This window comes from Sphingobacterium sp. HMA12 (assembly GCF_002933815.1).
Taxonomy (GTDB): Bacteria; Bacteroidota; Bacteroidia; order Sphingobacteriales; family Sphingobacteriaceae; genus Sphingobacterium.
Map to the genome: position 1 here is coordinate 2,124,514 of NZ_BEYR01000001.1, position 12,939 is coordinate 2,137,452.

Annotated in this window: 14 protein-coding genes; 4 read left to right on the forward strand and 10 right to left on the reverse strand. The window is 39.6% G+C overall.

The window, feature by feature from the left end; translation table 11 throughout:
• Positions 1–141 precede the first annotated feature (141 nt).
• A complete protein-coding gene (locus tag HMAT_RS09050) occupies positions 142–921 on the forward strand; it encodes an alpha/beta fold hydrolase (protein ID WP_199768577.1) in 780 nt (259 codons plus the stop codon).
• Positions 922–996: 75 nt separating this feature from the next.
• Here the strand turns inward: HMAT_RS09050 and HMAT_RS09055 are convergent, their stop codons facing one another.
• The 5 genes from HMAT_RS09055 to HMAT_RS09075 all read right to left on the reverse strand — a co-directional run bounded on the left by HMAT_RS09055 (position 997) and on the right by HMAT_RS09075 (position 5,020).
• The gene (locus HMAT_RS09055; protein ID WP_104382398.1) at positions 997–2,295 is read right to left on the reverse strand and encodes a deoxyribodipyrimidine photo-lyase; all 1,299 of its coding nucleotides are present in this window, start codon (positions 2,293–2,295) and stop codon (positions 997–999) included.
• 163 nt (positions 2,296–2,458) lie between these two features.
• On the reverse strand, positions 2,459–3,514 hold the full coding sequence (locus HMAT_RS09060; protein ID WP_104382399.1) for an NAD(P)-dependent alcohol dehydrogenase: 1,056 nt from the start codon (positions 3,512–3,514) through the stop codon (positions 2,459–2,461).
• Positions 3,515–3,747: 233 nt separating this feature from the next.
• On the reverse strand, positions 3,748–3,978 hold the full coding sequence (locus tag HMAT_RS09065; RefSeq protein ID WP_104382400.1) for a hypothetical protein: 231 nt from the start codon (positions 3,976–3,978) through the stop codon (positions 3,748–3,750).
• A 24-nt stretch (positions 3,979–4,002) separates the two neighbouring features.
• Positions 4,003–4,296 (reverse strand): hypothetical protein, encoded by a 294-nt coding sequence (locus tag HMAT_RS09070; RefSeq protein ID WP_104382401.1) that lies wholly within the window; start codon positions 4,294–4,296, stop codon positions 4,003–4,005.
• 136 nt (positions 4,297–4,432) lie between these two features.
• The gene (locus HMAT_RS09075; RefSeq protein WP_104382402.1) at positions 4,433–5,020 is read right to left on the reverse strand and encodes a TetR/AcrR family transcriptional regulator; all 588 of its coding nucleotides are present in this window, start codon (positions 5,018–5,020) and stop codon (positions 4,433–4,435) included.
• A gap of 79 nt (positions 5,021–5,099) precedes the next feature.
• Here HMAT_RS09075 and HMAT_RS09080 point away from each other — a divergent pair, with 79 nt between their 5' ends.
• A complete protein-coding gene (locus tag HMAT_RS09080) occupies positions 5,100–5,678 on the forward strand; it encodes a GNAT family N-acetyltransferase (RefSeq protein WP_104382403.1) in 579 nt (192 codons plus the stop codon).
• Here the strand turns inward: HMAT_RS09080 and HMAT_RS09085 are convergent.
• The 4 genes from HMAT_RS09085 to HMAT_RS09100 all read right to left on the reverse strand — a co-directional run bounded on the left by HMAT_RS09085 (position 5,642) and on the right by HMAT_RS09100 (position 8,713).
• The gene (locus HMAT_RS09085) at positions 5,642–6,205 is read right to left on the reverse strand and encodes a DUF6624 domain-containing protein (protein ID WP_104382404.1); all 564 of its coding nucleotides are present in this window, start codon (positions 6,203–6,205) and stop codon (positions 5,642–5,644) included. The genes HMAT_RS09080 and HMAT_RS09085 overlap by 37 nt on opposite strands.
• 92 nt (positions 6,206–6,297) lie before the next feature.
• Positions 6,298–7,140, reverse strand: coding sequence for a GNAT family N-acetyltransferase (locus tag HMAT_RS09090; protein ID WP_104382405.1), 843 nt, complete (start codon positions 7,138–7,140; stop codon positions 6,298–6,300).
• A 65-nt stretch (positions 7,141–7,205) separates the two neighbouring features.
• Positions 7,206–7,877: a type A chloramphenicol O-acetyltransferase gene (gene catA / locus HMAT_RS09095; RefSeq protein ID WP_104383361.1), complete on the reverse strand. Its 672-nt coding sequence runs from the start codon at positions 7,875–7,877 to the stop codon at positions 7,206–7,208.
• A 236-nt stretch (positions 7,878–8,113) separates the two neighbouring features.
• Positions 8,114–8,713: a GrpB family protein gene (locus HMAT_RS09100; RefSeq protein WP_104382406.1), complete on the reverse strand. Its 600-nt coding sequence runs from the start codon at positions 8,711–8,713 to the stop codon at positions 8,114–8,116.
• Positions 8,714–9,238: 525 nt separating this feature from the next.
• On the opposite strand from HMAT_RS09100, the gene HMAT_RS09105 reads away from it, so the two are divergent.
• Positions 9,239–10,858, forward strand: coding sequence for a fimbrillin family protein (locus tag HMAT_RS09105; RefSeq protein ID WP_104382407.1), 1,620 nt, complete (start codon positions 9,239–9,241; stop codon positions 10,856–10,858).
• Positions 10,859–10,916: 58 nt separating this feature from the next.
• Here HMAT_RS09105 and HMAT_RS09110 read toward each other — a convergent pair whose 3' ends face one another.
• Positions 10,917–11,714, reverse strand: coding sequence for an AraC family transcriptional regulator (locus HMAT_RS09110; protein ID WP_104382408.1), 798 nt, complete (start codon positions 11,712–11,714; stop codon positions 10,917–10,919).
• An 82-nt stretch (positions 11,715–11,796) separates the two neighbouring features.
• Here HMAT_RS09110 and HMAT_RS09115 point away from each other — a divergent pair, with 82 nt between their 5' ends.
• Complete coding sequence (locus HMAT_RS09115) at positions 11,797–12,852, forward strand: SDR family oxidoreductase (RefSeq protein ID WP_104382409.1); 1,056 nt, start codon at positions 11,797–11,799, stop codon at positions 12,850–12,852.
• Positions 12,853–12,939: the final 87 nt, after the last annotated feature.

The following is a 12,939-nucleotide window of genomic DNA, read 5'->3' on the forward strand; positions in this document are numbered from 1 at the left end:
AATTAGCTTATCAACGACGGATGCCGCTACCAAATATATGTTCGAAACTACCATTTTGATAAGGAAAGATGTTTTAGTTATCTTAGCCCCAGGAATAGCCTTTTGGAGGCTACATTAATTCGATTAAAAGAAAGAAATATCGTGAAACAACTACTACACAGCAAAATATACGGGGCAGAAAACACCGGAACACCACTTGTTGTTCTCCATGGTCTTTTTGGTATGGCAGACAACTGGGGATCTTTTGGCCGTAGCTTTGGAGAGAAAAGACAAATACATTTGCTTGACCTGCGCAATCACGGTCGAAGTTTCCACAGTGATGGCATGTCCATTGAGGACATGGTCGAGGATCTAGCCACCTATATAGCTTCGATCGGGTCAGAGAAAGTCTTCTTATTGGGCCATTCTCTAGGCGGCAAAGTTGCCATGCAATTTGCCATTGACCATCCAGAACGGATTGAAAAGTTGATTATTGCGGATATTGCCCCCAAAGCATATCCACCACATCACGAAGATATCTTCAAGGCGCTCTGTGCAGTTGATATAAATAGTATGGACAACAGGAAAGATGTTCAGACAAAACTTGAAACTTATCTCGATGATCCGGGAGTCATTCAATTTTTGTTAAAAAACGTTTATATTAAAGAAGACCGCAAACTGGGGTGGCGCTTCAATCTGGATGTTCTACAACAAAAATATACAGATTTTATTACAGTAAGCGTGAAAGCTGGTGTTTATGCGGGCCCTACGCTATTTCTAGCGGGCGAGAAATCGCGCTACATTCTTCCGGAAGATAAAGTCAAAATCAAAGAGCAATTTCCAAATGTAAGCTTTGAAACGATACCGAATGCAGGACATTGGATCCAGGCGGAGAACCCACAGGCATTCGACAAATTTGTCGCCGATTTTTTAGAGCAATAAAAATCTAATCCGGAGTAGCCCAATCCCATCTAAACCGATCAGTTAAGCTGGGATTGGATTATCCGAAGTTATCGTTTATCCCAATGCTGCCGTATAGGTCTTTAGCGCACGTTCCCGAGCAAAAGAATGTGCTATCATCGGTTCGGGATAAGTTGTGCTCCCAAGTTCAGGGATCCATTGTCGACTATATTCTTGCTTTTTATCAAATTTTTCAGCCTGAATGATTGGGTTAAATACCCTGAAATACGGCGCCGCATCACAACCGCAACCCGCTGCCCATTGCCAATTGCCATTATTCGCAGACAAATCATAATCATTGAGTTTTTGTGCAAAATAAGCTTCTCCCCATCGCCAGTCAATCAATAAATGTTTACATAAAAAACTGGCCGCAACCATACGTACACGATTATGCATATAACCGGTACTATTCAATTGCCGCATCCCTGCATCGACTAGCGGATAGCCCGTTTCTCCTTTACACCAACGTTCAAATTCCGCTTCATTATTGCGCCACTGAATACCATCGTATTTCTTTTTAAATGATCCGCTGACAACATTTGGAAAATGATATAAGATTTGCATAAAAAATTCACGCCAGATTAACTCCGACAGCCACACTTCATTATGCCGTCTGGCAAAGGCTACACATTGACGGATACTGATCGTACCAAAACGCAGCGCTATACCAAGATTCGTGGTTCCCGCTAAGGCAGGATAATCACGATATTTATCATAACTATCAATAATATGTGCACTCAATTGTGGCGGCTCAAAAGTGAAATCTGTTTTTTTAAACCCAATTTTTTCCAGGGTAATTATTTGATTATAAGCCTGTTGGACAAAACACCCTCCTTTATAATCCAGGGGCTGATCATCTCTTGACGTTAATTTTGCCCGCCACTTTTTCGCATAAGGTGTATAAACGGTATAAGGTGTACCATCATTTTTCAACAGCTCATTTTTATCGAAAATAACTTGATCTTTTATTGCTTTAAATGGAATCCCGGCTGTTTTAAAAAATTCAAATATGCTGCGATCCCGTTGGATAGCTTTAGGCTCATAATCTCTATTACAATAGATCTCATGAATTCTGTATTTCTCATGTAGTGTTTTAAATATTGCCAAAGGACTCCCATAGAAAGTATTCAATGTTGCTCCGACTCCCTTTAATTCTTTGTTTATCCCAGTCAGTGCCTGATGGATATAATCTACGCGTCGATCCGATTTATCCTCCAGTTGCTGTAAAATATCTTCATCAAATATAAAAACCGGCAGCACAGGGACCCCTGTTGCCAATGCCCTGGATAATCCGGCATTGTCTTCCAAACGAAGATCCCTGCGGAACCAAAAAACTACGATTTTACTTTCTTCCATAAAAATAGAGGCCACGCCATCAAAATAGCTACACGTCTAATTAATTTAATACGATGACACCAATAAAAATCACAAAACGACAAATGAGGATTAATCGGAAAAATTGAGCCTACCGTTAACTAAAAGCCGCTTCCGATTGATTAGCGTTGCCCGATTTGCCTCCTTAGTTCTTTAAGCTTTCCATATCGATCACAAATCGATATTTTACATCGCTCTTTAGTAACCTATCATACGCGAGGTTAATATCCTGCATTCGAATGAGTTCTATATCCGAAGTGATGTTATGCTTTCCGCAGAAATCCAGCATTTCTTGAGTTTCTGCAATCCCCCCGATCATTGATCCTGAGAAACTTTTACGTGTAGGGATTAAACTAAATGGCGCTACGGGAAGCGGATGTTCCGGAGCCCCCACAAGGGTAAGGGAACCATCGCGTTTTAATAGGCTCAGGTAGGCGTTGATATCATGTTGCGCAGAGACGCAATCCAAAATAAAATGTAAAGTGCCGGCATTCTTTTTCATCTGTTCCTGATCTGTTGATAGAATAACTTCGTCAGCACCCAAACGTTTGGCGTCTTCCACTTTACTTTCCGAAGTTGTTATCACAACGACATGTGCCCCCATCGCTTTAGCAATTTTCACCCCCATATGCCCCAAACCACCAATGCCCACAATACCGACTTTCTGTCCTGGACCAACTTTCCAATGCCGTAATGGTGAATAAGTTGTAATACCGGCGCAAAGCAAGGGCGCTGTTGCCGCCAGATCCAAATTTTCAGGAATATGTAAAACAAAGTCCTGATCTACAACAACACGTTCTGAATATCCACCGAAAGTCTGTTTATCCAGATGCTTATCATGACCATTGTATGTTTGGATATTTCCATTCTCACAATATTGTTCCAACCCTTCTTTACAGCTCTCACATTCACGGCAACTATCTACCATACAACCGACACCGGCAAGATCTCCCACTTTAAACTTAGTTACACCAGATCCTACTTTTGTAATTCGTCCGACAATCTCATGACCGGGAACATTTGGATAAACTGTCCCACCCCATTCGTTACGTGCGGTATGTAAATCCGAATGGCAAACACCACAATAGAGAATATCAATCTCCACATCTCCTGCCGTTACTTCGCGGCGTTGAACTTCAAGCTGTTTTAAATCTGCTGTCGGCGCTTCGGTTCCGAAAGCTTTTGTTGAAAATGTACTCATATTAATAGAAATGATCTATGATTAATTATTATTTATACCTATTATCACAATATACACCAGTTGAGTATCCGGCTAAACACCTTCCTGTAAGTTAAGAATAACCCTTCGTACAAAAAAAAGTTTGGTTTAAAACTCCATTGGTTGAAAAATAGTCCTTCATCGCCGGAATCGAAAAATATGAAATGTAAATTTATGCATTACAACAATGCGCTGGACCGGATTTTCACAAATTGTTAATCAATATCCTCTACCTGGACAAACTGCATCGCAAGGCCTTGTTGCTGGCAAATATTTAGAATTGAAAATTCTAAACGGCTGTTAATCTTGACAACAAGTAAAAATTGCTGGTCATCCAACAATAAATCAATATTCTTGATCTCCGGAAAACGCTGATATAGGAATTGATAGATCTCACTGGCCTTCCATTTCAATTTGCGGGACAGGGAGTAAACAACTTTGTACATACTAGATTTGTTTCAATAAACAGTTTATTTCAATATCTTAACTGTGATCTGATTCAAGTCACCGATCACGATCCCTTTATCTTTCAGTTCATTAAAATTGCGCGCCAGTCGCACTTCTTTATTTACACTTTCCAATGCAAGCGCCAATTCATCCAAACGTTCGATTTCACGATGTACCAATAAATAACAATCAAACGCTGCATCCAATAAACCGGTAGACTCAGGCTGAATCTTCTCCTCCGTTTCTACCAATACGAGCAGGTATTTCTGTGCCGTTAACTTTCTGCTCACCTTTCCTATTTTTGCATTTAATATCATGTTATATCGTATCTTTTATTCGGTATTCCTATTGTGTGCGTTAAAAACAAAATAGACATATTTTGTTTTTTTGTCGAATCTCTTTGCTAAAAAAGAGCAAATGCTCATCAATTTTAATGTCGGGATATAAAAACAGCTATCTTAGCCCTTTTACACAAATGCTAGTTAGCCAAGCAAGCCGTGCTTCGAAATCAGGAAACCGGTCAAATAGCAGCACTTCCTGCTCAAAACAACGAGATGTCGTTACTAACATTTCTGAGAGGAAGATAATATCCTTTTCTTCTAAAAACTGAATTTCTCCTTTTGCAATAGCAATCCCGATCATTTCACGAATCAATTTAATTTCATCATCCAACATATAACGTGTCTTGGACACCATTAATGCCGGATCCGACTTCATATCCTCGAAAGCCAAATGAAAACGCTTGGTAATCAAATTAATTTGGCGCAATTTCGCTCTTAGAAAACCAACCAAATTTTCCTCCAAAGAAGCATCCCGACTATAGCTTTCCTTTGCAATGGTGAATACTTGCTGACATAAACATTCAGCTATCGCGTCAAAAACATCCATTTTGCTCGTAAAATAGTAATACAAAGTACTACGCCCTTTACCACAGGCTTTAGAAATATCTTGCATTGAAACCCTTGTAAAACCATAAGTTTCAAATACTTTCATTGAAGAAAGGATAATTTCTTCCCTAATATTTTCCTGTTGCATTGCCATTACTCGACAAACATACAAAAAATGTCGAAAACTCACATCATCGTTTCTTAATTAAACATATTTTACTATTTTTACCCTCATGATATCGGATATATTCCCAATTCTATCGACTGAACGTATCTATTTGCGTCAAATTTTACATTCGGATGCCCCGGCGTTATTCTCTTATTTTTCAAAAGATGAAGTAACATTATATTTTGATTTACCAACTTTCCAGCACATGGAAGAGGCCTATGATTTGGTAAAGACCTGGCAAAAAAATTTTAAACAAAAAGAAGCGATTCGTTGGGCAATTTGTCTGAAGGACAATCCGGATCAGCTCATTGGTTCTTGCGGTTTTCATAACTTCTCCTCTGAGCACTTTCGTGTAGAAATCGGCTATGAACTTCATCCGGACTTCTGGCAAAAGGGGATTATGACGGAAGCAATTTCTACCATTATTTCTTACGGATTTGAGGAATATAAGCTCAACCGCATAGAGGCTTTTATCGACCCTGACAACTTGGCCTCCCGTAAGTTGCTTGAAAAAATGAACCTTGTTTCAGAAGGAATTCTGCACGACTACTTCTTTGAGAAGGGACGTTTTGTGGATGGTGAAATTTTCGCATTACTTAAAAAGAACTATATCCAACCTACTTTCTTTCGCCAGATTGTATAGTCAGGATCCCGCTGATCTAAAATCTTAAGCTCGTCCACATGATACACCGTCTCAAGTTTCCTTTTGGTGAGCTGAGGCAGATTCATCCCCAAACGCAATTTGTTTAGGTCTTCCTTATTTTCCACAGGATAGATTCCTCCATCCGCGGTTAACTGTGTTCCAAAACGCTGTGGCTTGCCCTTGAAACACTGTATTCTATCGTATAAATAGGCTATATGGGCCAAATTAATGTCCTTTTTTTCCATGGTCATCAATTGGTAACAATTTTGCATGAACAAGGGCTCCGATACCGCATGCTGTACAATCAACCAAGCGGCTTCACTAGCCTCTTCGCCAACTTTTGAAATACCGGGATATCCTATCTTGTCAATTATTTCGCATAATCGCTTCGCATTAGCGCGATGAACGGCTTCCATTTTCGGATGATAGCCCTTCCCCAGTGCACTTTTTTGGGCTAAATCTTCCCTTAATAGTCTATCAGCATTTGCTAATTGAATCAATTCCTTTGCAAGCTTTTCGTCTACCATAAGTACAATTTATCTCTTATATACCAACTTCCTTATACGAATGTTTTGGTCAAGCGTAAGAAAAATCGACCTTATCATATAGGATATCTGATTTATAATACTTTTGTCATTTCAAGTTGATTAATCTCATTTACCAAGCCTTGCTTCTCCAGAAATAGTTTCAATTCCTCCGCTTTCGCATCAATGTTATTGAACTGTATTTTTTCTGTTTGCAGCTCATTTCTAAGCGCCTGAAAAAGCTGCTTTCCCACGCCTTTTCCTCGAAATTCAGGTGCCACGGCTATATGGTAAATTCGTCTGCCTCGAAGATTAAAAAGCATATAACCAACGAGCTTACCTTCAATATATGCAGCCAATGCATTTGGCCGCAGGGTATCCATGCTCTGTGGCGCACTTTGCCAGCTTGGTAAAATATCCCAAAACGATTGGAACAATGTCCATGAAAAATCAGATAGCGTCTGGATTGTGGCAACCTGCTCCACTTTTGCGGATTGAATGACACCATTAAAGCATAACAATTTTCTACTGATCAAAAAACCAGTCTTTTCATAAGCACGAATAGCTGACTGGTTACTTTCTATTGTCTCCAGAACAATACTTTTTATTTGATGTTGGCTCAGCAAAGGCAGTAGATAATCATACATTTTTCCCACCAGCCCAAGTCCACGGAATTTAGGTAACACACCCGTCCCACCGTTGTAGACAACAGACTGATGATCTAATTCGCGCAGGCCATGCAACATGAAGGCTACAAGTTCGCCTGCTACGAATGTCCCAACAGACCAAGCGAAGTCGATATCTTCCATTCTGATCTTCTGCCTCAACTGTTCGACATCAAGCTGAAATGGAACAATATAATCCACAAAAGCTGCATTAATTGCCTGTAGCAGCTCCGGGAAATCCGATGGTGTTAATTGTCGTATTTTTGTTGACATATCATTGAGCTATTACTTGACTCGAAGAGTACAGGAAGATTTTATCGATAACCACGATTCGTTTTTTATACTTGAGATTTAATGATTGTTTCAATGTTCTCGCAGTACTCTTCCAATGTTGCGATCAATTGTGCGACATGAATTCCATCACAGACGGCATGATGCACCTGGATCGCGATGGGCATCAAGATCTCATCAGCTTGTTTTTTATATTTTCCGATGGTAAAAGAAGGGGCAAAATAATCTGTAAAGTCGGCAATATGCAGATTAAAACTATCAAAATTAATCCATGGAATTGCCGAAATATTAAAATGATTCTCCGGTGGCTGTTCTGGAAAAAAATGCAGGTTATCTGCGTGTCTTTCTCCTACATCCTTATAATTAGCCATAAACTTCTTAAAATCTTTATCGTATATGGCCGTTAGGGCAGAAAAAGTTTCTGGTTCCGAATGCAATACGGTATATATGGGATTTACATAATCCCAGACAATGAGCTCCCCCTCCTTCATTGCCATCTTAAACGCGTCATGCCTGTTTACGGCACGTGTGATGAGGTATATCATGACGGGATAAAATTTATAGCCATTTTCCTTGATAAAAGGAAGCACTTTGGCGATATCAATTTTCGTTGTCAGGCTAAAGCCGCATTTCATCTGGTTGCGATATACCGCAAAGTGCTCCTTGCGCTTCCAGTCCGCTAAATTAATCTTCTTATATGCTGATTTTATCTTATTCATTATTTTTATATTGATCACTTTGTCTGAATCTATTGACTGTGGCGTAAAATCACCAATTTCCATCCAGATTTTCTTTCCCATCAAAAGGTAACAATTCTTTTAAGGATTTGGAAATTCTATTTTTTTCTTCCATAATTGCTTCGAGGTTATCTTTGGCAAGGGGCACGGTACAATTGATTTATGTATTGAGATGCGATATCTATAGGTTTTCTACTTAATCCCTATATTTTCGATAGTCATTGCTGTCTCTCCCTGTACCATATCAATGCGTTTCTTTCCTGCATTTTTAAAAATTCGTCCTTACCCTTGTTATAATCGTTTCCATCAACCCATTCGAGTTGAATTAGGTTTTGTTTGAGCTCCTGATAGCTTTCTTTGACCTTCGGATGTGCGATTAGATAATCACGAAACGCCATATGTCTTACCCAATCTGCCGAGCCCTTTACAAAAGCATGTAAATGGGCAACGCGAAGATTATGATCATGTAAGATCGCCGGTATCTCCTCTCCTATCTTTACAACATCCGGAGCATTAATTTGATATATGGGGTCACGAAGTAAAATAAAAAAACGGCGTTCCGGCCAATCTTGGTTATATTTTTCGTAATAAACGATATTCGGCAATTTTAGCAAACTGGGCAACCAATCCAAATCCGTTTCATTCGCGACTCCTAATTGCATATCAATGATCGGTTTAGCGGACAGACCTTCCACTGCGGTACTGCCAATATGATCAATTCGGGGGTCAAGTGGTTGGAGTATCGCTTGTAGTTCCAGCTTAATTGACTCAAATTGTTTTTTCCAATTCGGATCGTAGGGTAGAAAAGGTAATCGCATTTAAGTAATTGTTTAAAATTCAATAAATAGTTTGTTTGCCCCAGACTTATTCTTTCCAGTTTCTTAGACTGAAAGCTGTTATTCCGATAGATGAATTTACACCGTTATTACCAATAAAGTTGAAGCCGTGGTCGCTGCAAGGCGGTAAAGCAAAATTAAAATTTTTCTATTTACAATAAGCATCTATTGTTTTGTCTCATGGGTGCATATGATAAGATTTTACATGCTGAAACTTATTCTAAGGCGAAAACCAGTTGCGTTACAACGTAATCCATTACAGAAAATGCAGCGATGTAGTTGTTTCTCTACAAGAAAAGATTCATTAATAAAACAACACTTCTTAAACAAAAAATCCATTTAATTTTGTATCGGAAAACATTTTCTACAATAGATAGCATATTACTGACACAATAAAAATTACACAGGTTTTTTTTAAGATTCCCGAATAAGGATTTTACTAAACGCTTTGTATCATATAAAAATACATTAAAAACAAAGAAATCCATTACATAAATATCTAATTACATGAATTTAAAGTCTTACCGTAATCTGAAAAACATTTTAATGCTAACCTGCATTGTACTAACGGGCTCTGGCCTTTACTCTTGTCAAAAGAGTGGTGAAACTACAGCAATAACTGGAGAGACAGTGGTTAAAATCAATCTACAAGGTGTCGAAGCCTATGGTGAAGATGGCAGTAGCACTGTAGGTCAAAAGCAAGGATCTGCTAAAGGATCTTTAACTTCAAACAATGCCTCGGATGTTCAGGAAATGACCGTGCCTTTTGGTAATGGATGTTCCATTGATGTTGTCCTGACAAACAGTTCGGCAGCAGCTGTAAAAAAGGGATTAGTTGCCGCATCGAGTCCAAAAGCTGCCGCTGCTCAGGTAAGCGAGAAACCATTGGACAAAGATATCAAATATAAAGTTGTGGTATATGACAACCAAGGTAGCTATGTAACAGAAAAAACCTATAGCTATGGTAGTGAATCAACAGCGGCGGGAATTGCGCTGGATGCAGGCAAAACCTATACCTTCATTGCGTATTCAATCAATAGCACGAGCACTGTTCCTAATATCAACAACCAAAGCACATTGTCTGCAGCAAGTCTGGACAATATCAGTGGTGATTTAATGGTTTACACAGGTTCTTTGAAATTGAACACAGGTGTAAACAACTTAAATGTTGTTTTAAAACACCGTTTCAGTCAGATCATTACAACTTTGACAATGGATCCAAATATGACCGGTGCAATTACAAAACTTGAAAATGCGGTATTCAAACCAAGCTATTCTACGGCAAACTTCAAACTATCGGATGAAGCGCTTACTTACAATGCCCTGAATGATGCTGGTGTGCTGGCTCAGTTTCCAGGTTTAGGGAATGGTCTACGTACAGTTGTTAGTACTCCTTCTTTGTTGATTCATCCAGCAACGAGCAACGGAACACTTAAATTAGGAACCTTGACAATTGACGGCGAGACAAAATCAAACGTCAGCATTCCAAATGTAAAGATCAATCCGGGACAAAAATATGACCTCAAACTCAATTTCAAAACTTGTACGCAGAATGTAACTAGTGATGGTTTAAATTGGAGTTATCCTGAAACATCTTCTGGCGGCAAAAAAGGAATTATGAAAGATGGTACATTCTACGCAAATGGTAGCACAATAGAACGCAGTTTTACTGCACCGGTTGCAAACTATGGTTTTGTCTTTGATATCACTGAACTTGACAACGCTTTCAATATGGAAGTAAACGGTGTCAAATTGGCCAAACAGGAAATCCAATTTCAGAATGCAGGCGCTTCTTCAAAACAAAATATTCAATTTGCTGATGGAAGTAAATACGAAGGTACGGATGTACAAACCAATAAAAGAGTCGGCAATATCTATGACATGAAAGGTACGGCAACAAAACCATTAATCAAGCTTGTGATTAGCAGAACGGGTGAAGTTACGATGTTTGGAAGTAAAACTTCTGGTGGTGAATTGTACCCACTTGTCTTAACCAATGGCAATGCTTTCAATACATTCCCTTGGAACGGCACACAAAGCAACGCGGTAAAAGTTACCCAACTTGTTGATGGCAGAACTGTAATCAAGGGTATTGGAGCCGGAAAAAAGAAAATACCATGTAATTAATAATCTAGGTATAAATAAAAAGAGAGCCCCCTAAACTAATGTTTAGGGGGCTCTCTTTTTAGGCTCCGGCATCTTTCTGTAAGATTTTGCTAAGGTGGCTTACGTCTGTCAATCCAAACTCATGTGCAATTTCCTTTAAGATCATCCGCCCTGCAGCGATACGCTGTCGAATAAGCGTATTTCGGTAGCGCAGAATATATGCCCTTATGGTCATTCCGACATGACGTTTGAAATAGGTTCCCAAATAATCAGGTGAAATATTAAAATGAGGGGCCATGACCTGCGACTTCAATAAATTGGGCGTATATATATTTTTATGGATATAACAAAACATCGCTTGTAGTTCGCGGCTTCTAGCCCCACCCACCTGTAATTCAGGCATATTTCTCATCAGAATCGTAGCAATTCCAAGCAACTGATACCAGATCAAGTCTTGATTGGCAAAAGTATCGTGTTTTAATGAAGCAACGACCTGAAACAATAGACGAACAGTCAACAGATCAGCAGCGAGTAGCGGAAATCCATGCTGATGGGTCTCCCTGCTTTTTACCAAATACTCCAAGTTTCGGGTTAAAACACCAGAATCGGCTGCATGCCAGTGGCTATATGCATCTGTAAATTTTAAAAAAATAAAATGAGTCTCCAGTTTAATCTCAAAATAGTGGTACTCTTCTGGCCCAATAAAGAAAACAGCCCCGCTTTGGTAAGGAACAGTATGACCATTGATCACATGTGTGCCTCTCCCATGCACAATAAAAATAAACTCGTAGTGATTATGATTATGTTCGGGATGTATCCATTCAGAGGCTTTAAATTCCGACACCAAAACAGGATCAAATTGTCGATAGCGTTTCATTTAAGAAATGTACAAAATTATAGCCGATTTTTACATCCCGCCCGATCTGATCAACACTATTTTTGTTTAAAAAGAAATTCAGATGGAAGCAACAAACAATACCGCATTAATCGTTGGGGCAAATGGTGTCATCGGCACAAACCTCATTGATTATCTTAGCAGCCTTGGAAACTGGGACGTCATTGCATTATCGCGTCGCGGTGGGAGCGATCAAAGCCACGTGCGTTATATTGCAGTAGATTTACTGGATTTAGCGGACGCTGTCAACAAACTAAACTCATTAACAAACGTAACTCATATTTTTTACGCAGCTTATCAGGACCGGGACAGCTGGGCAGCTTTGGTCGAGCCCAATTTGAAAATGTTAGTCAATATGTTAACCGCAATTGAGCCGGTAGCGAAATCTTTACGGCATGTTAGTCTCATGCAAGGCTATAAAGTTTACGGTGCCCACCTTGGTCCATTTAAAACACCAGCCAAAGAATCGGATGCCGGACACATGCCACCGGAATTTAACAGCAGTCAGCTCCAGTATCTCCAACAACAGCAAATTGGAAAGAACTGGACCTGGTCAGCGATCCGTCCATCAGTTGTAGGGGGAACAGCTCCCGACAACCCGATGAATCTTGCTTTGTTAATTGCTGTATATGCAACAATCTCCAAAGCATTAAATATCCCGCTACGCTTTCCGGGGAAACTCGCTGCCTATGGCAAACTCTTGGAAATGACCGATGCCAACTTATTAGCAAAGGCGACTGTATGGGCCGCCACGGAACCTCTTGCGGCCAATCAGGCCTTCAATATTAATAATGGTGACTTATTCCGTTGGGAGAATCTCTGGCCCAAGATCGCGAAATATTTCAAGATGGAAGTCGACTCGCCCTTACCCTTATCTCTACAGACGATGATGTCCGACAAAGCAGATATATGGGAAGATATAAGGACTCAACATGGATTGAACTATACTTATAAAGAAGTATCTGCTTGGGCTTTTGGCGATTTTGTTTTTTCTTGGGATTATGACTTTTTTGCTGATGGCAGTAAAGCACGAAGAATGGGATTTCATGAGTACGTAGATACCGAGCAGATGTTTTTTCGTTTATTCGACGAAATGCGGGATAAACAAATTATCCCTTAACAGCATTTCTCTTCATGGTGATTTTGATGATGGTTACTGTTCTTGCCAGCCTAAAGCCCAGTAATATCGCCGCTTTATTACAATCTT